This window comes from Geminisphaera colitermitum TAV2 (assembly GCF_000171235.2).
Classification (GTDB): Bacteria; Verrucomicrobiota; Verrucomicrobiia; order Opitutales; family Opitutaceae; genus Geminisphaera; species Geminisphaera colitermitum.
In genome coordinates, this window is sequence record NZ_ABEA03000144.1 from 1 (window position 1) to 21,635 (window position 21,635).

The 21,635-nt window shown below is 60.1% G+C and carries 17 protein-coding genes; 8 read left to right on the forward strand and 9 right to left on the reverse strand.

Going from position 1 to position 21,635, the window contains the following annotated elements:
* Positions 1-241: 241 nt before the first annotated feature.
* From OBACDRAFT_RS16495 to OBACDRAFT_RS28970, 7 genes are all read right to left on the reverse strand, one after another.
* On the reverse strand, positions 242-1,174 hold the full coding sequence (locus OBACDRAFT_RS16495; protein WP_081722127.1) for an alpha/beta hydrolase: 933 nt from the start codon (positions 1,172-1,174) through the stop codon (positions 242-244).
* A gap of 73 nt (positions 1,175-1,247) precedes the next feature.
* Positions 1,248-3,272, reverse strand: a complete 2,025-nt coding sequence (locus OBACDRAFT_RS16500) for a heparinase II/III domain-containing protein (protein WP_081722130.1) — start codon at positions 3,270-3,272, stop codon at positions 1,248-1,250.
* Positions 3,273-3,345: 73 nt separating this feature from the next.
* Positions 3,346-4,491 (reverse strand): alginate lyase family protein, encoded by a 1,146-nt coding sequence (locus tag OBACDRAFT_RS16505; protein WP_198529926.1) that lies wholly within the window; start codon positions 4,489-4,491, stop codon positions 3,346-3,348.
* A gap of 106 nt (positions 4,492-4,597) precedes the next feature.
* Positions 4,598-6,574, reverse strand: a complete 1,977-nt coding sequence (locus OBACDRAFT_RS28965; RefSeq protein WP_043587532.1) for a hypothetical protein — start codon at positions 6,572-6,574, stop codon at positions 4,598-4,600.
* 87 nt (positions 6,575-6,661) lie between these two features.
* The gene (locus OBACDRAFT_RS16515) at positions 6,662-7,495 is read right to left on the reverse strand and encodes a CBM96 family carbohydrate-binding protein (RefSeq protein ID WP_043587534.1); all 834 of its coding nucleotides are present in this window, start codon (positions 7,493-7,495) and stop codon (positions 6,662-6,664) included.
* Positions 7,496-7,588: 93 nt separating this feature from the next.
* On the reverse strand, positions 7,589-8,344 hold the full coding sequence (locus OBACDRAFT_RS16520; RefSeq protein ID WP_081722129.1) for a type II secretion system protein: 756 nt from the start codon (positions 8,342-8,344) through the stop codon (positions 7,589-7,591).
* Positions 8,345-8,453: 109 nt separating this feature from the next.
* Positions 8,454-8,612, reverse strand: a complete 159-nt coding sequence (locus tag OBACDRAFT_RS28970) for a hypothetical protein (RefSeq protein WP_198529928.1) — start codon at positions 8,610-8,612, stop codon at positions 8,454-8,456.
* A 49-nt stretch (positions 8,613-8,661) separates the two neighbouring features.
* Here OBACDRAFT_RS28970 and OBACDRAFT_RS16525 point away from each other — a divergent pair, with 49 nt between their 5' ends.
* The 3 genes from OBACDRAFT_RS16525 to OBACDRAFT_RS16535 all read left to right on the forward strand — a co-directional run bounded on the left by OBACDRAFT_RS16525 (position 8,662) and on the right by OBACDRAFT_RS16535 (position 12,023).
* Entirely contained in the window at positions 8,662-9,705 is a 1,044-nt protein-coding gene (locus OBACDRAFT_RS16525) for a LacI family DNA-binding transcriptional regulator (protein WP_052362150.1), read from the forward strand.
* A gap of 196 nt (positions 9,706-9,901) precedes the next feature.
* Positions 9,902-10,978: an SAM-dependent methyltransferase gene (locus OBACDRAFT_RS16530; protein ID WP_052362147.1), complete on the forward strand. Its 1,077-nt coding sequence runs from the start codon at positions 9,902-9,904 to the stop codon at positions 10,976-10,978.
* Between the two features lie 283 nt (positions 10,979-11,261).
* Positions 11,262-12,023: a TlyA family RNA methyltransferase gene (locus OBACDRAFT_RS16535; RefSeq protein ID WP_043587537.1), complete on the forward strand. Its 762-nt coding sequence runs from the start codon at positions 11,262-11,264 to the stop codon at positions 12,021-12,023.
* 343 nt (positions 12,024-12,366) lie between these two features.
* Here the strand turns inward: OBACDRAFT_RS16535 and OBACDRAFT_RS30845 are convergent, their stop codons facing one another.
* Entirely contained in the window at positions 12,367-13,155 is a 789-nt protein-coding gene (locus tag OBACDRAFT_RS30845; protein ID WP_064501523.1) for an IclR family transcriptional regulator, read from the reverse strand.
* A 110-nt stretch (positions 13,156-13,265) separates the two neighbouring features.
* Here OBACDRAFT_RS30845 and OBACDRAFT_RS16545 point away from each other — a divergent pair, with 110 nt between their 5' ends.
* Entirely contained in the window at positions 13,266-14,393 is a 1,128-nt protein-coding gene (locus OBACDRAFT_RS16545) for a glycoside hydrolase family 88/105 protein (protein WP_043587555.1), read from the forward strand.
* Between the two features lie 619 nt (positions 14,394-15,012).
* Here OBACDRAFT_RS16545 and OBACDRAFT_RS16550 read toward each other — a convergent pair.
* Positions 15,013-15,975, reverse strand: coding sequence for a helix-turn-helix transcriptional regulator (locus tag OBACDRAFT_RS16550; protein ID WP_232767284.1), 963 nt, complete (start codon positions 15,973-15,975; stop codon positions 15,013-15,015).
* A gap of 106 nt (positions 15,976-16,081) precedes the next feature.
* Between OBACDRAFT_RS16550 and OBACDRAFT_RS16555 the strand changes: the two genes are divergently transcribed.
* The 4 genes from OBACDRAFT_RS16555 (at position 16,082) to OBACDRAFT_RS16570 (ending at position 21,430) form a co-directional block, all read left to right on the forward strand.
* Positions 16,082-16,789 (forward strand): RraA family protein, encoded by a 708-nt coding sequence (locus tag OBACDRAFT_RS16555; protein ID WP_198529927.1) that lies wholly within the window; start codon positions 16,082-16,084, stop codon positions 16,787-16,789.
* A gap of 170 nt (positions 16,790-16,959) precedes the next feature.
* Entirely contained in the window at positions 16,960-18,378 is a 1,419-nt protein-coding gene (locus OBACDRAFT_RS16560) for an MFS transporter (RefSeq protein WP_043587540.1), read from the forward strand.
* Between the two features lie 73 nt (positions 18,379-18,451).
* Entirely contained in the window at positions 18,452-19,165 is a 714-nt protein-coding gene (locus tag OBACDRAFT_RS16565; RefSeq protein WP_043587560.1) for an SDR family oxidoreductase, read from the forward strand.
* Positions 19,166-19,186: 21 nt separating this feature from the next.
* On the forward strand, positions 19,187-21,430 hold the full coding sequence (locus OBACDRAFT_RS16570) for a heparinase II/III domain-containing protein (protein WP_232767285.1): 2,244 nt from the start codon (positions 19,187-19,189) through the stop codon (positions 21,428-21,430).
* Positions 21,431-21,635: the final 205 nt, after the last annotated feature.

The window sequence follows — 21,635 nt, forward strand, 5'->3', positions numbered from 1 at the left end:
CGCCACTTTTGATGCCGACCCAACGACGCTTCGCGTCGTCTGCCGGCAGGATGCCGGCGGTCCCAGTCGCTACCGTGCCGGAGTTGCCCCCTCCACCACTTTTCCTCTCCGCTAAATGGATACAGTTTAAATGAAACTGCTCTAATTATAAATAAATTACAAACATTGTATTTTTCCGGCTCTGCGTTCTCCGCGCCTCCGCGTGAGACAAAATAAATCGAAAATATTCTAACATGCCGCCCTACAATTCCCGTTCCCCCAGCCAGCACAAGCTGTCGATAAAGGCGGTCTGGATTGTCTGGGCGTCTTCAAAATAACCGCGTTGCTGCCGGAGGTAGCCGTGCCCGGCGCCGGGCGCGGGATGATATTCGCAGCGATTGCCGGCGGCGCGCATGGCGGCGGCAAACTGCTCCGCGCCGACAACCGGCGTGGTGGTGTCGCCGGTGCCGTGAAAGAGGAGCGTGGGCGGAAGGCCGGGACGAACCGCGTGGAGCGGCGAGAGTTCACGCCAGCGGGGACCAATGCGTTCGCAGCCGTAGCCGGCGGGGGAGGTGTCGATCACCGGGTAATGCAGGATGAGGGCGTTGGCAGCAGGAGATTCTTCCACGGATTCGCCCGGTTCGTCGTAAAGCGCGAGGTTTGTCGTAAAAAGCGTGGTGCAGGCGGCGAGGTGCGCTCCGGCGGAACCGCCGGCGGCGATGATTTTGTGCGGATCGATGCCGTAGTCCCCGGCGTGGAGGCGAAGGTGACGCATGGCGGAGCGGGCGTCGCGCACGCAGTCGAGGATGGCGGCGAATTCGTTCTCACCGCGCGCACGTTCGTCCGGCGAACGGGGCCGGGAGAGGCGGTATTCGAGACCGAAGGCAACGAGGCCGAGCTTGGCGAAGTATTCGAGCCACGGATACACAACGCCGGGACCGTTGCCCGTCCAGCCGCCGCCGTGGATGAAAAGAATGGCGGGACGCTTGACCGGCATGGCATCGGCTTTGTTTGGCGAACCAGAAGTAGCCGGATCAAACCGGTGCAGCGTCAAGGTGCGCCCTGCCACGGTTTTGTAGGGCAGGATGGCGTCGGGGTGGACGCGCTCGCGGATGCGATCAAAATAACCATCGTTGTCAGGCGTGACGGCGGGAGCGACGGGAGACACTGAGAGCGTGGAAGCCGGAGAGGTCATGGACCGCGAATGTGCGGAAACAGGACCACGTTGACGAGCGTGGAGAGCGCGATGTTTTTGGAGAGAGGCGCGGTCAATCGTCTTTGTCACCGGATGTTATTCTGAACCGGAACGAGTCGTCCGCGCCCGGTGAAATGGCCTTCAAGTTTATCCGGTAAAGCGAGTCGCCCCAATGTTGCCGCAACTCCACGTCTTCCGGTTGCGTCAACTCGAGCTTTTCAATGGACGCCTCTATCCGCCTGGCATCGTAGTGAAGCACAAACCACCGCGCTGTTCCGCCCGCATCCGCGTTTGGCATGGGGATGATCACTTCGCCCGGTTTCGCCACACGCGCCGGATGACATGTCATGAAATGCCACACTGCGCTCCTGTCGACATTCGCCGACGGCGTGGACAACTTGACGGCATCCTCAATCGTGACTGCCTCGCCCCGATGCAGGAGCACCGTGCGCTGCCATTTTTCAACGCGGGCCTCCGCCGGATACGCGGGCGCAATGTCCATCGTCATCCGAACACGCTCAGCACCCTCCTCCGCGAAGGAAACCTCGCGTGCTCGGAACGACATCCCAGCACGCTGTTCGTGTCCGTTGATTGCGGGGACGTTGTGGTATTCGGAACGCACGAACCAAAGCGTGTAACGTTCCTCGTTGAACGTGCGCCGCGTGTAGGTGCCGCGTCCGACATCAATCAAAACCGGTGCGCCATCGTGATAGACGATGACATTTCCAACGTCGTTGTGATTGTGACTCTCGTCGTTGTGGCCGCCTTTGGCCGCGACAAAAAATCCCTGGTCACTGCCTGCCTTCTCGCGGGCAATCATGACCTGCAAATCAGGAAGCCAGGTGGTTTGCGGCAGGGGGGGGGGGGGGGAGGAGGATGCGTGAAACGCGTCGCCGAGAAACAGTTCAAAGAACAGGCGGGAACTGTGGCGGTTAAAAAGTCCCTCGAAGCGGGAAGCGGCGTCCGGCCTGCGCTGGCTCAGCGCGAAACGCTGCATGTCGCGGTCACCGATGTCGCGCCCGAAACGCCACGCCAGAGCTGAATCAACGTAGACGACAGGGCGGGCGTCGGCGAAGTTGACGAAATAATTCCCGCTGATTTGCGCGCGATAAATGTAGCGGGCCATATCACGGATTTTCTCGTTTTGGTAAACGTAACGGAAGCCCTCGTGTCCGTCGCGGGTGGCGAGATTGAGCAGCGCGGTGGCGTCGTAAACGGCGGCAGCGGCAGCGTCCCAGTAGGACGGACCTTCGTCGCAACCACCATCGAGCGGATGCGCGTTCACGTAGTTGTCGAGGATTCCCAACGCACGGGAAATCATTTCAGCACGGCGTTGCCCGTCGGTTTCAATGAGGAGGATGGCGTTGATCCAGTTGGAACAGATCCAAGGGGTCCAGTTATTGGGGCGGCGTCCGTTTTTGCTTTTCAGCATCCACCAGAGATTGTGCGGCAGCGGGTAACGGACTTCGTGCAGCGGGGTGAGGACGCGGCGGTCGATTTCGGCGCGGATGCGGGTGCGTATGCGCGGCGAAACGGCGTCGAAGCGAGGCGAGAGAAAGTAGTCTGTCCACGCGAGAAGCGCGGCGGTTTCGGCGGTGTAGAGGTCGATGTTGGTGAGGGTGATGTCGGGAAGACCTTCGGCGTGGGCGGGGGAACCCCAGAAGGTTTCTTCGCAGATGGACCAAACGCCGTTGATGATTGAGTCAATGAAGCGGCCCTTGTTTTCATGTATTTCGGCGAGGAGCATGAGGGCGAGAACGCGACGTTTTTCGTAGGCGTTTTTCTGATACAGATTGCGCTCACCGGTGCGCGTGTAGGCGAGGGCGTGCGTGGCGGGAAGCGCGGGCCACGAGTATGCGCGGGCGAGTAGCGCGTCGGCCTCACGCAAGGCTTCGCCGAGCATTTGTGGGTTGGACCGTGCCCAGGCGTCGCGGTCGTCAATGGTCGGGAATGGTTTCCAGTCGGCGCGTGAAACGAGGAGGGCGCGGAGTTCCTCAACGGCGTATTTTCCTGAAAAAAGATTAGGTGTGCCGTAAGTGGGGGGGGGGGGGGCGGGAGGATGAAGGGGTAACGAAATTACCGGGGGAAGCGCGGCCATGCTGAGCGTGGCGATGCAAAGGAAAACGCTGAACACTGAATGGGCGCGGGGTTTCATTTCTTAATTTTAACTCTTAATTCTTAATTTTTCTCGAAGCGGGGGAGGGCTGGACTGTTGTGGGTGGTGGGGTAAGGTGCCAAAGGATTTGGATGGGGGTGGGTTGTTGGGAGAGGATGTGGGCGACGGCTTTTTCGCATTGGAGGGCAAGATCGGGGTAGGCGGTGGCGGCGGCGCGGAGGAGGGGGAGGGCACGGGGGTCCATGGGTTTGCCGGCGTCGAGGTCAATGTCGGGTGCGGGCCAGGGTTTTGTTCCCGATCCGGTGAGGTAGGGGAGTATCCAAGCTAGGGCTCGATGGAGGTTGGGTTGGGAGGCGGTTTTCTCGATTTTGTAATGCCAGAGGGTGGGGTCGAGGCGGGCAAGGGTGGCGTAGGCGTTGAGGATGTAGATGGAATAGAGGTGGGACTGGCGGCGGGATAGTTCTTGGGGGAAATGCCCGTCGGTGGCTTGGCTGGTGGCAAGGCACCGACGGGCGAGGGCGAGCAGGGGGGGGATGTTTTCGGGGTGTCCGGCGTAGGTGGAGAGGGTGGCGACTTGGGCGGCGTACCAGATGGCGTGGTTGTTGGTGGCTGCGGCTTCGGTTTTGCCGAAGTCGCTTTGGAGGAGCCATGTGGCGTAGTCAGTGAACCATTGGCGAAGGGCGGCGCTGTCGGCAGGGGCAAGGGCGGGGCTGGTTTCGAGGAGGGTGAGGTCGTCGATGAGGTCGATGAGGACAACACCTTCGATGATGCCAATGGGCATGCCGCCGTGCACACCGGGAAGGGCGGCTGCGTATTGGAAATTTGGATTCATCCGGGTGGCGGGGGCGGTGAACCAGGCGCGGATGAGTTGGGTTGCTTTGGCGGCGTGGCGGGGGTCGCGGGTGTGGTGCCAGGCGAGAGCGAGGGTGTGGATGCGGCGGAGGGTGGTGTTGTAGTGGTTCTTGTCGTAGTCGGACCCGGCGGCGGCGGGGTTGCGCGGGCCATCACGACGTATCCAGGGGAGGCCGTCGGGGGTGGCGGGGTTGGGCCATGCGAGTTTGCCGATGCCGTAAAAGTCGTGTTTGTCACCGGAGGCGGCGGTGAGGTTTTTGTCGAGGACAGTGAGGGGGGGGAGGGGATGCAGTGCGTCGGCTTCGCGGATGAGTTGAGCCAGAGCGTCGGGAGGAGGGGGGACGTGCATGGTCAGGGCGGGGAGCGTGGTGGCAAGGAGGGAACAAGGAGGGGAAGAGAGAGGAAGGATGCTTTGCCGGTTGTCCCCATTTGATATTGGTCGCTTGCCGTTCGATTCAGAGTTCCACGGGCGCGGATTCGCGGCCATACCAGTCAACCGTGGTGGCGTAGAGACGTTGCCCCTTGGATAGAGCTGAAATCGTTGCAGGAGCGAGTTGGAGTTCTGCATCATGGAGCGCAGTCGGGAATTTTTTGGGTAATTGGCGGAAAGTTTTTTCGTAAACATAACCGTTCGAACCACCGAAGGCCTTGGTCCCCCAGTTGTCGCGAGCGGCGGCAGCCATGCGACGTACGGCAAGATATGGATCAAGCTGTATCACAGCGGCATCGCCACGACTGATGATTGCAGCAATTTTTTTCGGCTCCAAATCAGCGGCAGACGCGGGCTTTGTATCTGAAAGATAGATACGGATTGAATTCTGACGCTCAGGCCAGGTGCTGCAACGCAGCGTGTCCGGCTTCAGGCGCTCCAACTGTGGCGCAGGCAGCGTGGCGTCAGTGCGCGGTTCGAGATAGCGGGAGTAATCGACGATGTTGCCCCAATAGGCAGGTTTGCTGGGGGCGGCATCGGTGTTGGTTTGCCGCCAGAGTCCTGCGGGAGTGATGACGTTTTCCAACATGTAGCGGAAAGCGGATTCGATGGAGGTATCGATTTGCTGTTGCAGATCGGCATCAACAAAGCGGCGGGCAATGCGAAGCAGGCGGATGGCGTTCATCGAGCTGCCGAGCTGGCAGCGGTTGCGGCCTTGGTTGGGATTGTCCGTGAAATTGTACGCCGCGCTGGACCAAGCAGCGAGTTTGCCATCGTGGGATGATTGAAGTTTGAGTGTGCTGCGCACCATTTGCTCGGCGTGGGGCAGGGTGTCGGTGATGCAACGTTTGGGATCGGGCTTGGCGGGAGAATCCGTACGTTCGACGCCAAAGGCAAAAAGCATGTCCACAAAATGAAAGGTAACACTCATGCTTTGCTCAATGCCCACGGTTCCCCAGTATCCGGTTTTTGGATCCTGGTCGGCGAGGATGAGGCGGGCCATCTCAGCAAGCCAGCCGTCCTCCATTGGAGGCAACACTCCCGCCGTTTTGCCAAAATTGTATCGGGAAGAAAAATACATGATGCCGTGGTTCATCTGATCGAGGTCGGTTTTGACGCTCTCGGTAAAATACCGGCGCAAACCGGCGATTGTCGTAAGGTCATAGGGTTGCCCGACCATGCCTGCGGCAGGACCACGCAGGAAATTCCAAGTATATTGACTGGCTGGTGGTTTGGCAAAAAAGTGAAAATTGATGGGTTCATACCAAGGAAAGGCCGCCAGACTGCCAGTGTCAGGATCCTGTTTTTCGTTGGTAGAATAGGTGTTTTGATCCGTGATCGCTTCGTAAGAAAAACGTCCGAACCAAGCGGTGCCAGTATGGAGGTTTTCTATCTGGAATTGAACTTTGGCGGCGGCGCTCGGTATCTGGATGTCACTATGGTATCCGTGCCACGGATACGTTCCAATGGCCCCGATGTGCGATATGATGTTGCTGAGTTGTTTGCCTTTGGCGTCCTTGATGATGACGTAAAGTTGCGGGGCGTCGTGGTAACTGTTGGGTGTGGGGTTGCGTCCGATGTTTTCTCCGCGCATCCAATAAAAAAACCGGACTTTTTTCCCGCGAAGAGCCTCGATATCGGCACCGCTCAACGGAATCGGAGCTGAGGTAAAATTTTTCTTACCGGCCACGGTGATGACGGAAACCCCAGGTGCAGGCGCAATCGGATCGCTAATATCCACAGACGTGGGGGGGGGAGCCTTGGGAAAAGTAACGACAAGCGGTTTGGCAAAAAAATCAACCACACCGTGCCGGTAACTGCGCCAGAGTTCGGGAGGACGGTTTTCCTTGCGGCGGGTAGGATCGGTGCGCCAAGGGGCGGATGCAGTGGCATCGATGGTGGCAACGGAGGCGGATGCGGTTGCGAGTTGTGCGAGGGTTGTCGTGGCAATCACGAAGGCGAGGCAAGCGTGGCGAAGCGTGGTCGGGGGGCGGTGGTTCATCGGGAAATAAAAAAACGTAGTGCAGTGCTTTAGCCCGCACTGCATGGAGAGAGGGGGGGAAATGTGATGTGAACGCTGATGTTCGGGCTAAAGCACCAAACTACGATGGCGGCGCTGGCGTGTTACTGCGATTGAGAGGAGCAACGCGGCAAGTCCGGCAAGCGCGGCGCAGGTAGTGGGTTCTGGAACAGCGGCAGCAGCATAGGTGACGCTGAGCGTGGTAGAATTCGGGTAGGTGGTGCTCTCTTTAGAGGCGAAATTGAGCGTCGCATCCGTGCTCGAACGGAGAATGAAGGTGACATCGTCAACGCCGTTGAGACGAAATGTTTCGAGGAAGTCTTTCAACGCCGTGCCGGTGATCGAAAATGGTGTGCCTCCGGCTGGGGCCGTTTGGAGCGGCACCTGAAAAGTTCCCAGCAACGTAACAGTGCTGGGAACACTGTTGCTGCTGGAGGCTTTCCACGGAGCGTTGTTGTTGGTGAGACCAACAATCCCTTCATCGGGATCGCTGGTTTCGATCCAGTCGAGTCCGAGTTTTCCATCTGAAGCGACGTAATTGTAATTCAGGCCATAGACGCTGACCGTGGAATAGTCGGCGATGACGCTGTTCAATGCGCGACTGGCAAAGGTGAAGGTCAATGTGGTATCTGAAACGGGATCGGCAGCAAAACCGTCGAGGTCGAAGCGGACATAGGCGAGACGGTGCGCGGAGTTGTGTTGTGTGTTACGAGTCTGGATGGTTGTGGCAGCCCCGTAATTGATGTCCCCATTGGCGCCGCTGCTGCCGTTCATAACGTAGGTGTCGGCGGCAGGTGCATAGGGGATGATGGTGGCGGCGTGCGCCGACGCGGCGGACATGAACGCGCACACAACAAGCGAGGCAGCGAATTTTGCGAGGATGGAACAAGTGTTTGTTTTCATGTTGGATAGAGGGCTGATTGCTAGATGGTCGGTCGGATTTTGATTTCTTGATTTCAGTTTTTGATGGGGAGAGGAGGGATGGGAGGGAAGAGCTTAGTCGTCTTTCGTATTCCAAATCCGCCCGGCATTGCTGACGACGACTTGGCGCGGGCGGGTGGCGGCGTGGCCGTCCCAAAAGACGAGGTTAATTTTGTCATTGTGGCGGAAGGCGGCGGTCTGACTGATTTTTGCCGTATCCGGTTTGTAGTTACCGGCGTTTGAGCTGTTGATCTGGTAGTCGAGCGCGTCGGCGAAGGCGAAGGTCTGGCTGGGACGGCGTACCTCGCCCGTCTTGATGCCCTGCGCCTTCTGGTCGCTGTTGAGTCCCGTGAAGTTGTATCCGTAGGAGCAGTGGTCACTGTGGTGAATGCGGTCGGGGCAGCGCATGCCGTCGGGAACCTTGTTGCCACTGGTTTTCCGTGCGTCGAGGTATTGGAGAAACGCAGTGGTATCGTGCCACTTGCCGCTGTCGTCGGCAAGCCTGTGGCGGACGTAGCGGTCGTTGTTGTTCAAAGCATAGAGGATATTCGCCATCTGAATCTGGCGGAGATTGGAGAGGCAGCGGGTTTGGCGGGCCTTGGCGCGGACGCCGCCGAGGGTCGTCAAAATGATCGCCGCAAGGATGCCGATGATGGCGATGACCGTCAGCAGTTCGATCAGCGTGAAGGCGCGGTCTCGGAAGGCCAGGGAGGGGATCTTAACAGGACTCCTTCGTCGTCCTGTTACCTGAGCTAGCTCAGGTCGCGTCAGCGGTTCAATCCGGGTGAAGGCGGCGGCAGAGTGAGTGTTTTTTAGGCGCAGGGTGCTCATGGGGAAAACTCGTTTTGGCAGATGCGAGAGCAGAGATGCGACAGAGATGGAATGAGGTCAATAAAAAATTTATCAAATCCTGCGAATTCATGTGATCCAACTATTCTTATCATGGTAGTTTTCCCTGAGAGATAGAGCGTGACATGGTGATAAATAAAGTTTTTATCAGTTTTATCATGGTCGCTCCTTTCGTCACAGTTCCGCGCATGTCATCAGGCAAGCCTCGCGCCGCTTCTTTTTCTGCCAGCACGCCTTCCGCTTCCACCAATGGAACAGGAAATGCGAACGGGGAGGCCGCGCCGTCAAAAGCCGTGACAATGACGGAAATCGCACGCGTGGCGGGCGTGTCGGTCTCGGCGGTTTCGTCGTTCCTCAACAACCGCAACTACGGCATCCGCGTCAGTGAGGGCACGCAGCAGCGCATCACGGCGGCGTGCCGGAAACTCCACTACCAACCCAAAAGCCAGGCAGCGCGCGCACGCATCTATCCGCAACTCGGAGACGTGTGCTTCATGGTCAACAATCGCACGCCGGACGGAGCACAAAATCACTACTTCGGTCGCATGTTAGGAGGCGTCATGAAGGCAATGAAACAAAGCGAACAACAGGTGACATATGCGTTGTTCGACCTAGGCATCGACTACATGCAGCATCCGGAGCGACTGCCGCTGCCGGTGCGTCAGGAGAGCGCAACGAAGTTTATCCTGGCGAGCGGACCGAACCCGTCCCTCGTGCAACATCTGCTGGAATCAGGACGCCCATTCGTTTACCTCGGCCAGCACTTGGAAATGCCGGGGTTTCTGAGCATTTGCCCCGACTACGCGGAGGCGTCGCGGATGGCGGTGCATCATCTGCATGGGATGGGCCACCGCAACATCGCGTTCATCACAGGATCATTCGGCAACACACGCTACAACCAGACGGAAATCGAACGCGGATTCGCGCAGGGGATGCGCGAGGTGGGGCTGACCTTGAAGCCGCATCTTCTCTGTCATGGAAAACTCAATACGACGGACGTTTCGGCGGCAGTGGACTACTGCATGGGGCAACCAAAAGCCGGTGAGCGTCCCACGGCATTTTTCTGTTTTCATGACACCGCGGCGATCTGCGCGGCGGGGCGTTTGCAGGCGCGCGGTGTGCGCGTGCCCGACGAAGTGAGCGTCATGGGACTCAACGACGAGGCGGGCGCGGCGACGAGCCATCCGGCGATGACCACGGTGCATTTCCCTCTGGAGGAAATGGGCCGGGCCGGATTGGCGGAGGTGGAGCGTCAGGCCTTGGAGGGCCGGCCTGCCGCCAGTCGCAAAATCGTGCTGCCGGTCACGCTGATCGAACGCGCCTCGTGCGCGGCGGTAACATGATTTGTTCCACAGCACCAAGGCGGAGGGGCAGGTCTTTTTAAACCACTAATGGACACTAATACCCACTAATGGAATCACCGCCCTGCCTCTCAGATTAGTGCCCATTAGTGTCCATTAGTGGTTAAAAAAAACATCAGATTCCTGCCTTTCTTTTCGTGTCATTTCGTGTGTTTCGTGGGCAACTCTTCTTTTTCCGATGATCTTCCGCTCCCAGCCCGGCTTCGAATTGCTGCTCGAAAAAGAACTGCGCACCCACGGCATCTCCGCCTCCGAGATTGGCAGCGGCTGGCTGCGCGCCGCCCCCCCCCCCCCTGCCCTGCCCGACCTCTGCTTTGCTCATTCGGTGCTGATCGATCCGACCGACATCACCGGCGAATCCGTCAACGCCCTCGCCACCCGCATCCTCGATATTTTTTTAGAATCCGCCCGCACCGAACGCTTCGAAGGCAACTGGCCCTGTCTCTTCGAGGCCGCTGCCGGACTCGACGGGCTTGGCCGCCGTGTCGATGCCGTCGGAAAAGCCTTCGGCGAACTTTTGCGCAAACGCATGGGCCGCGTCGCCCGGCTCGCGTCGCCCGACAAACCCCGCGGCATCACCGGTGCTTCCGGCGCGCGCGGGCTCTTCGTCTTCCTGACCGATTTTCAAAAAGCGCACGTTGCCCGCACCGCTCATTTCAACGGCCAGCATCGCATGGCCGACGATCCCCTCGCCCCCTCGCGCAGCTACCTCAAAATCGAGGAAGCCTACGCCGTGCTGGGCCGCGAACCCGCCGCAGACGAAACCGTCGTGGACCTCGGCGCCGCCCCCGGAGGCTGGAGTTACAGCGCGGCCAAACGCGGCGCCCGCGTCATTGCCATCGACAACGGCCCGCTCAAAGGCGGCGCGCTCGACCACCCGCTCATCACCCACCTGCGCGAAGACGCCTTCGGCTGGCGTCCTCAAAAAACGGATACAACGGGCGGCGTGGCCGACTGGATGTTTTGCGACCTCGTCGATGACCCTTACCACGTCATGCGCAACCTCGTGACGCCCTGGCTGGAGGGCGGCTGGTGCCGGCGTTTTGTGGTCATCCTGAAATTTGGCCGCACCGATCCCATCGCGCTCCTGCGCGAACTGCGCGCTGCGGATTCGCCCTTCGTCCGCCACGCTCCCGGCTTCCGCATCCGCCACCTTTATCACGACCGCGAAGAATTCACGATCACGGGCGAAGTGCAGACAATGATTCACCACAAAGGCACAGAGGCACAAAGAACAAAACTGGAGGCAAAATGAATGACCGTAAAAACACCCTCTCGTGGCTATTAGCGCATTGTCGGTTCAATTTGTCGCAAGATTTAAGAGATCACGCAGAGACGCAGATAAAATCCATCTTACTAAGTATAAGTGAATTAAAAATATTACATTTTTCTCTCTCTGCGTTCTCCGCGCCTCTGCGTGAGACAAAAAAAACCGAAAATGCTCTAATCCTGCCTCTGCTTGTGCCTCCGTGTCTCCGTGGTGAACCACTCTTTTTAAATCCTCAGCGCTAAGCTCCCCCTCCCTCCCCCCCCCCCTCATGCCACCTGCCGCCAAACTCCGACTCGATGAACTCCTCGTTGCCCGCGGTTTTGTAGAAACCCGTTCGCAAGCCCGCGCCATCGTCATGAGCGGACGCGTGCGACTCGGCACGGAACGCCTCGACAAACCCGGAAAAACCTACCCCGCCGACCTTCCCCTCACCATTGACCAGCCCCCGCGTTTCGTCTCTCGCGGCGGTGAGAAGCTGCAAGGTTTTATAGAAAAATTTTCCCTCGACGTGCGCGCCGCCCATGTGCTCGACGTCGGTGCCTCCACCGGCGGCTTCACCGACTGCGCCCTCCAGTCCGGAGCGGCGTCCGTCGTCTGCGTGGATGTAGGGCGCGCGCAACTACACACCCGACTGCGCGGCGATCCGCGCGTCACCAACATCGAGCAAACCAACGCCCGCCATCTCAAGCCCGGCGACCTCCCCCGCCCCGCCTTCGATGCCGTCGTGATGGACCTCTCCTTTATCTCCCTCAAAAGCGTGCTCCCCGCCGTGTGGCCCTTTGTCGCCCCCGGCGGCGGCGTGCTTGTGGCGCTCGTCAAGCCCCAGTTCGAAGCCGGCAAGTCAGAGGTGGACAAAGGCCGCGGCGTCATCCGCGACCCCGCCGTGCAAGACGCCGTGCTCGCCGACATAATGACCTTCGCGCTCACCGAACTGCCCGGCTCCACGCTGATCGGCGCGATGGATTCGCCCATCACAGGCACGGACGGCAACCGCGAATTTCTCCTCGGCCTGCGCAAAATTAAGAATTAGAGCATTTTCGGTTCAATTTGTCGCAAGATTTAAGAGATCACGCAGAGACACAGAGACGCAGAGAAACCCCATATTACTAAGTATAAGTAAATTAAGGGATGTTCTAAAAATTGCACAGAAGGTAACGAAGATAAATAATTAAGATGGAACTTTTGTTTTCAATAAACAATTGAAAATAAATAAATTACAATACGCCGTCCTCTCTGTCTTTATCTTCGTTTTCTTGGTTACCTTCTGTGCAAAAATGAATTTTTAGAACCTCCCTTAAGAATATTACATTTCCCTCCCTCTGCGTTCTCCGCGCCTCCTCGTGAGACAAAATTAAACGGAAAAGCTCTAATTTTCACGCTCCGCCGCCGAACCGTGCCCCCAACTCCCGCGCCCGGTCGCGCAACCTCTCCAGCGCCACGCCCGGCCCCTTTGCGCCACACCGAAACGCCAGCCCCAGCGACGCCAGCACCTCGCCTCGCGCCCCCGACACCGGCACCGCCATCGGAGCAATTCCCGCGCCCGCTTTCTGCAGCACCACCCCCCGCTCCTCACGCACCCTTGCCAGTTGCGCCTCCAGCGCCGCCACCGTTCCCCACAAAGGCGCTCCGTAATCAGAAAACGGATACCGTTGCATGCACACCTCGCGCCAGGCCTCGCCCCCCATCGCCAGAAAAACCAGCGACGTTGCGCTGATGTAAGGCGGGCTCAACCGGTCCACCGGCCGCTCCACCTCGCCCGGAACCTCCGGACTCACCCGCAACGTCACCCGCACCTCCGTCCCCGACGCCTCCGCCAGCAACGCCGCCGAACCCGGGAACTCCCGCGCCAGCGACACCAGCAGCGGTCCCGCCGCCGCGTGCAACGCATTCGTCATCCCGCTCCGTCCCCCCAATGCCGCCAGCGCCGGCCCCGGCCCATACCGCACCGGCTGCGTCCACCGCGCCAGATAACCCTCGTCCAGCAACGTCCGCGCGAGATTGTGCACCGTCGTCTTTTTCATCCCCGTCAACTCCGCCAGTCGGGCCAGTGTCACCCCGTCCTCCGCCTGACTCACCCGCTCCAAAATGGCCAGCCCGCGTTGCAACGATTGCACACCGCCTTTCGGGTTCTCTCCGCGCACTGCCTTTGTTGTCAATTTCATGAAACAAAACATCGCGGTTCACTCTTGACTGCGCAAGATCATACCGCATTACTGGATAATTATTCCGATTAGCCGAATATTTGTCCGCAATCCACAATCCAAAAATCAAAATGAAAAATAACCACACACCCGTCCCTCCCGTTTCTCTGCCCGTCGGTCCCGCGACCGCCGCCGTTGACTGCGCGCACCTCGCCGAGCGCGCCTTTCTCCGCAACGTCGCCACCCACACCCTTGCCCACTACACAGGCATCGTATCCCTCCACGGCCTCGCCCGGCTCGCCCTCAGCGTCACGGATTCCGCCGAACGCGAACGCCTCCTCGCCCTCGTCCGCGAGCACCTGACCCCATTCCTCAACAACGGCGTTGACGGCCACACCACATGGGCCGGCTCCTGCAACTTCCCCAACTACCGCGTTGGTGGCAACGGCGCTGCCTACCTCTTCTGGCAAGGCCAGCTCCCCAACACCGACCCTGCGATCTTCGAGGCTGCCGCCGACCAAATCATGACCAAGGCACCTCGTGACCGCAACGGCGTCCTCTCGCACCCTGCTGACGTTCCTGCCGAAAAAATCTGGATCGACGTCGCCTTTGCCGTCACCCCCTTCCTCCTCTTCACCGGCCTCGCCCTCAAGCGCGACGACCTTGTTCAAGAAGCCTGGAACCAGATTCGCGACCACCTGAAATTCCTCCTCGACCCCGCCACCGGCCTCATCAACCAAGCCCGCAACTTCCGCGGCCCCGGCCACCGCTCGCAAGACCACTGGAGCCGCGGCAACGGCTGGGGCATCCTCGCCCTCACCGAACTCATCAACTACCTGCCCGACACCCATCCTGCGCGCCCCGAAGCCGAGGCGGCCTTCACCAGCCACGTCGCCGCCTGTATTCGCGTTCAAGATACAGCCGGACTCTGGCACCAGGAACTCACCCGCCACGACTCCTTTGTGGAGACCTCCGGCACCAGCCTCATCCTCTACGCCATCGGAGCCGGTCTTGAGCGCGGACTTCTGGGAGCCGAAGCACGCACAGCTTTCGAAAAAGGCATTCGCGCCCTCCTCTCCTACGTCGCCGTTGATGGCTCAGTTCACAACACCTGCGTCGGCTGCCTCAGCCCCGGCCAGGGCACCATTGAGGACTACATGAACCACCCCCACCGCCTCAACGACCCGCACGCCTTCGGTCCCGTAACCCTCGCCCTCACGCAAGCTCTTCGCCTCGGCATCAAGAGCATCGCCATCTGACCGGCTGCGTCGGAAATCCTAAATCCTAAGCCGTTAAATCCTAAAACAATCCACGGACACGGCTGCCCCCCCTTTTTAGGATTTAGGGGGGGGCTGAAAATTGCACAGAAGGTAACGAAGGCAACGAAGACAACCAATTGAGATGGAACTTTTGTTTTCAACAACCTATTGAAAACAAATAAATTAAAACACCTTACGTGGTTCTTCGACGTTTTCAGTGGATAGACGAGAGGTGGCGCGGCAGCGCCCGTAGCGCAGGCATCTTGCCTGCAATCCAATCTACTGCGCGAAGCGCCGCTTGCCTTGACGTCGTTCGGAGCTTTAGCCCGAACCGTTACCTCTCCGTATTCGTGAGTCACACGGTTCGGATTGGCAATAAAGCACCGAACTACGTGACAAACCGATGTCACCGCGCTTCGCGCAATCAATTTAGATGGCAGGCAAGATGCCTGCGCTACGGGCGCTACCGCGCCAACTCCCGCTATATCAACTTATCGAGTCTCCACTGAAAACGTCGAAAAAACCATTACGCTCCCTGTCTTTATCTTCGTTTTCTTGGTTACCTTCTGTGCAAAAATGAATTCTTAGGACATCCCTTTAGGGATTTACCCGGCGGTTCCTACCGCCGGGTTATCATTGGCCGCAACTCTGCCTGCGCATGCTGCCGGTAGGCCGAAGGTGACATCCCCACATGCTGGCGAAACGTCCGGCTGAAAAACGACAACGAGTGAAACCCGCACCGCTCCGCGATCACCGTCAACGTCAGCGCCGGGTCCAGCAAATGCGTCTTCGCCTCGTTGATCCGCAACTCGCGCACATAATCAAAAACACTCCGCCCCGTCTCCCGCTTAAACACCCGCGCCAGATGCTCCTCCCCCCTCCCCACATGCCATGCGATCTCCCCCAACCGCATGTCGCTCGCCAGATGCTTTAACACATACTCCTTCGCCGCCGCCACGATCGTCGCTCCCGTCGATTTCTCAATACCCTCGCCACCCCTTCCCGCCCCCTCCCCCCCCCCGCCCGCCAGCCGCCCGGCCCGCCTTGCCACCGCCACAATCAAATCCGTGCAAATCGACCTCACCCGATGCCGGAACCCCGCATCCTTTTCCTCCGTCTCCCGCCGCAACGCCGTGACCAATTCTGTAATCTCATTGTCGATACCACCCGACAGCTGCACCACATCGGGAAAATGATGCACCACGAAATCCGAAAAATCCGCCTCCGGTTTTCGCGTCCTCCGCGCCGCCCTCTTTTTCAAAAACGCCCCGTCCAAAAACAACCTCACCACATGCGCCTGCACCGCCTTCCGCGGATGCCGGTTCACATAACAATGCCTGTCAACCAACGGTGCCACCAGGATGTCACCCGGCCCCAGCCGCCGCCGCCCCTCCATCCCCTCGATCTCGTGCTCAAACTCGCCGCCCAAAATGAACAAAAACTTAAAATGATGCCGCGCCAGCCGCACCTCTCCGCCCCGTGGAATGACAAACACCATTTCATCCACCAGCAGAAACGGTGCGCCAAGACCCTCAACAGAATGAACCGCATAACCCATGATGCCGCGCAGCCTGGGCGTCATTTCCGCCAATGTCAAAAAAATGAAAACTCCGTCAACCCGGTCTAAAGACATCCCATCTCCGATCTGATTTAATGGCCGCCGCATGACCAACACGCCCCCGCCCAAGATGAAACTCGAGGACCTCGAGGCCGAACGCGCGGTCGATCCCTTTTCTCCGCTCCCCCTTCCCGAGCGCGAGATTTGCGACCGCTACGAAAAAATCTTCACCGCCGCCGTGAACGACGCCCTGCGCGAGCGCAAGCTCACCCGCCAGACGCTTCCCAACGGCCTTATGCCTCTGCGCGACAACATGCGCGCCGCCGGCTTCGCCTTCACCATCAAGGGCGCGAAAAACCTGCAACTCACCAGCGAAATGGCCCGCCGCGCCGAGATGCTCGACGCCATCACTGAAAACTCCTTCGTCGTCTGGGACACCTCGCTCGACACCGAGTCCGCCCACTGGGGCGAGTGCATGACCATGGCCGCGCAACGCAAACACTGCCGTGGCGCAGTCGTCGATGGCGGCGTGCGCGACACCGACCAAGTTCTCAATCTCGGTTTCCCGCTCTGGATTCGTTATCGCAGTTCCAACGGCATGCTTGGCCGCTTCCGCATCAGCTCCTGGCAAACACCGATCCAGATGGGCGATGTTTTTGTAAATCCCGGCGACCTGATTTTCGCCGACATCGACGGAGCCCTCTGTGTTCCGCGCCAACTCGCCGTCCCCATCCTTGAGCGCGCCGAGGAAATCGCCCACGGCGAATCCGACCTCAAGCGCTGGATCAAAGAAGGCATGTCCGCCGTCGAAATCGTAAAACGTGGCGGGTATTTCTAAAAAAACTACACACTTCTTGTAGGGGCTTCGCTTGCGAAGCCCGCGAATGCAATTCGCAGGTCCGTCCTGCCAATGCGGGCTTCGCAAGCGAAGCCCCTGCCTCCCGCCTCCCGCCCTCCCGCCCTCCCTACTACTCGCTACCCGCTACTTCCCTCCCCCCCCCCCCCCGCATGTCCAAAAAACTCTTTCACGAAGTTCAGGCCACGGCCACCGAGGACAAAGTTCCGGTACTCAAACGTATTGCGTACGGATCGGGGAATTTCACGGATCACATCGGGACGGACACCCTGATGGGCAACGCCAACCCCGTCTTCAACGTTATCCTCGGCATGGACCCACGCCTGCTCGGTGTGGCTATTGGCATCATGCGCCTGTGGGACGCCGTTACTGATCCCATTATCGGCGCGCTCTCCGACAACGCCCGCACACGCTGGGGACGCCGCCGCCCCTTCATGTTTGTCGGTGCCATCGGAGCCGGCATCACCTTTCCCCTCATCTGGTGCGTGCCCAGCGGCATGGCGAGCACGGGGGTTTTTATTTGGTTCACCCTCTTTTCGATTCTCTTTTTCACCTGCCAGACCTTCTTCACGATCCCCTGGACAGCGCTCGGTTACGAACTCACGCCCGACTACAACGAGCGCACGCGCGTCATGGAAATGCGAGCCTACGTTGGCAAACTGGTCGGCTTGCTCGGCCCCTGGGCGCTGGCCTTCACGCAGATGAAAGTCTGGGGAGGCGACACCATGCTCGGAGTCCGTTGGATGGGCCTCACCGTTGGCGCCTTACTCATCGTGGTCGGCCTCATCCCCGTCATATTTCTGACCGAACGCTTTTTCAAAAAAGCTTCAAAACAGGAAAAAATTTCCATCCTCAAATCCGTTTGGATGACGCTGAAAAATCGTCCCTTCATGATCATGGTGGCCATAACAATGTTTAACACATTGGGAGGCCGCACCGTCGGGCACCTCGGATTCTACATCGGCCTCTATTACCTCTTCGACGGCGACCTGAAAAAGCAGAGCATTCTCACCGGATGGAGCGGCAACATTGCCTTCGTGATCGGCCTCTGTTCCGTCTATCTCCTGAACCGCCTGTCCATGCACATTGGCAAGCGCAAGGCCCTCGCCGTCTGCTTCATCATGCTCATTATCAGCGGATTTGCGAAATGGCTCTTTTACGTCCCCGAATACCCCTACCTAAGCATCCTGGTCCACCTCTTCACCGTCCCCTCGGCCACGGGATTCTGGCTCCTCATCTCGTCGATCAAAGCTGACATCTGCGACCACGACGAACTCACGACCGGCCTGCGACGCGAGGGCGCCATCGGATCGGTTTCGGCATGGATCAGCAAACTCTCCATCTCAGCCACCGCCATGCTCGCCGGCTTTGTGCTCTTTGTGACCGGGTACCACGCCGAACTCGGCAAAAACCAAGCCCCCGGCGTGATCGACGCCATGCGCTGGTGGTTTTATATTATTCCCTCCGCCTCCGCCGTCATCGCCCTGCTCCTCCTGTGGTGGTTCCCCATCACCGAGGAAAAATCCCGCGAAACCCGCCGCCTCCTCGAAGAACGCCGCGGCAAACTCTGAACCCTCCCCCCCCCCCCCCCCCCCCCTGCATCCATCTTTCCACTACAAACACCAACCATAAAAAATGCACACCATGAAAGATCGCATCATTGTTATCACCGGAGCCAGCGGCGGATTTGGCCGCGCGCTCATCGACACCCTCGCCCCTCAAGGCGCCCGCCTCGCCCTTGCCGACATCGGCACGGCCCCGCTTGCCGAACTCGCCGACCACGCCCGCAAACTCGGTGCCACCGACGTCCTCACTGCGGCCATCGACATCACCGAAGAAACCAGCACCGCTGCCTTCTTCGCTGCCATTAAACAAAAATTTGGCCGCGCCGACGTCCTCATCAACCTCCCCGGCATGTCCATCGCTGCGCCCATTGCCGACATGCCTGTCGAATCCTACGACAAGATCATCGACGTCAACCTCAAGGGACTCTTCCTCGCCGCCAAGCACTTCATCCCCCTCACTGATCCTGCGCAAAACCCGCTCATCAGCTTCATCAGCTCGCAAGCCGCCACGCGACCCAATCCCAACGCCCCCGTTTACTGCGCCGCCAAGGCAGCCGTCTCCGTTCTCGGCCAGGGACTCGCGCTTCAAGTCATGAAGAACAACATCCGCGTCACCGCCATCAAACCCGGACCCGTCAACACCGTCGGATTCTGGGGCGACCGCCCCGTTCCGCGTGAGAAGTTCATGCAAGCCACCGACGTTGCCAACGTCATCAACTTCGTGCTCACGCTCCCCTCCCACATCGTCATGCACGAAGTCAGCTTCGAATCCTTCGAATTCTTCAAGAAATAGCCGATAACATCCCCTCCCCCCATGAGCGCTACAAACCTCATGGGGGCACCTCAGACTAACTCTATTCCCGGCCTCCCCCCCCCCCCCTTCGCCACCACTACGACTCTCACCTACCCGCTACTCACTACTTTTTCCGCCATGCCACTCTTCCTCACTGATACCGAACGCACCGCCCTCTCCGCCGCCCGCGCCCAAAACCCGGCCCGCGCCCTCTACTGGGCGCTTGTCAACCGGGCCGAACGCCGCGCTGCCAGCCCCTCGCTCGCCACTCATGAGACCACCACCGACTGGTGGCACTTCGTCGGCGAATACATCACCGACGCCGCCATGGTGCATGCCATCAAACCCAGCCCCACCCTCGACGCCTGGCTCCGCTCCAACACCCTCGCCATAGCCCGCCGCCCCGTCGCCGACTGGGTCGGACCCAACTTCCGCAACCACACCAAAAATCCCCCCATCGGCCACCTCGAAACCGCCCACCTCTCCTGGGCCATCGCCGTTGCCCTCGACCTTGCCCCCGGAGTCTTCACCGAAGCCGAACGTAGTGAGCTCACCACTACACTCCGCGAGACCGCCATCCCCCTCTGCCAACGCTGGCTCGACGACAGCAACCACCTCGCCAACTGGCGCTGCGTCCTCAACGCCGGCGTGGCCACCGCCGCCGCCGTCATCAACGACACCGCCGCCCTCGCCCGCGCCGCCGACGAATTCCGCCGCTGCGTTGACATCTTCCAACCCGACGGCTCCTACGGCGAATCCCTCCAATACAGCAACTACGCCGCCTACACCCTCATGCTCGCCCGCGAGTCCCTCACTCGCCGTACCCCCGAACTCGATACCACCCTCCCCCTCGCCCCCTACGCGCTAAAACCCCGCTGGGACGCCGCCTCGCATTTTTACACCAAACCCCTCTCAGGCTGGGGCGCCTATCCCCGCCCCCGCGCCGCCAACTTCAACGACTCCGCCGCCATTTACCGCGCCACCGCCGACCTCCTCCTCCACATCGCCACCCGCGCCAAAACCAGACACCCTGCCGAAGCCCGCCTCGCCCGCTGGCTCTTCGACACCCATTACACCCCCGTCATCGAACAACCCCCGCACGACCAAGCCACCTTTGGTTTCGTCAATGACTTCGGTTTCCTCAGCCTATCGCTCCTCCCTGCCGCCCTCGAAACCGCCCCCCTCCCCCCCTCCGCTCCCGAAGCCGGCCTCGACCTTGTCACCGGCTTCAGTTGCGGCGACGTCCTCGCCCGCGATGCCTGGCTCGAACACGGCGGACGCACCATCCTCGCCGTCCACGGCGCTCCTGATCCGCTCCACGGTCCCGGCCACCTCCACGGCGACCTCAACAGCTTCATCCTCGTGCACAACCAGGAACGCCTCCTCGCCGACCCCGGCCACTCCTGCTACCGCAACCTCATCCACGAAGTCGAAGCCCGCACCAACACCCACAACACCTGCACATTTACCATCGCCGCCCCCTCCGCTCCCGGCGGCCTCGGACTCCAGGAAGACCAGCACCTCAACCGCGAACTCGATCAAACCCGCACTGCCCGCCGCCATTTCGATCACGCCACCGGACGCACCGACGCCCCCGTCACCCGAGGCGGACGCCCCTCCGGCAACGAACGCCGCACCCTCCTTGCTCGCGCCGGACGCGTCACCGCCATTGCCAGCGAAGCCTCCGCGCTCTACGGCTCCCCCCTCACCGAGTTCACCCGCATCTGGCTCCTCTGCGGCACGCACGCCCTCTTTGTGATCGACCGCATCCGCGCCGACGACCCCGTGACCACCACCTGGCACTGGCTCCTCAACAACCGCGACGACGCCCTCGACCTCAAACTCGTCCGACCCGACCGCCTCGTTGCCCGCCGCGGCAACGCCGGCATGAAACTCTTCCACTGCGCCGGAGGCAACATGATGCCCTACCCCATGTATTCATATATCCACGACGCCTATCATCCCCTTCCCAACCAACTCGGCGAAGGAAAACCCGGCTCCGGCCTCCTCGTTCGTTGGACCGACAAAACCGCCACCACCGACCGCCTCGCCGTGCACGCCATTTGTGTTGATGATCCCGGAGCCACTGCTGGCTGGCATCTCAAGACACCCGCCCCCGACACCACCGTCCTTGAAAGCCCCGGTGCCACCGAAACCTGGACCCTCGTCCACGCCGACGCCACCCGTCTCATCCTCACCGAAAAAACCACCGGCGAAACGCACACCCTCACCCGCAACCCCGACGGCACCTGGACCCTCGCCTAAAAGTGGCGCGGGCGTCCCGCCCGCTGTAGGGGCGTCGCTTGCGACGCCCGCGCCAAGCCGGTCGAGGCAACAAATCACATGCGCGGGCTTCGCAAGCGAAGCCCCTACCATGGTGTGGGCGTCCCGCCCGCCATTGTGGAGTGCGGCGATTCATCGCCGCTTTGACGGGCCGTTTTAACGGCCCGCCCAACAGACCACAGGCGCG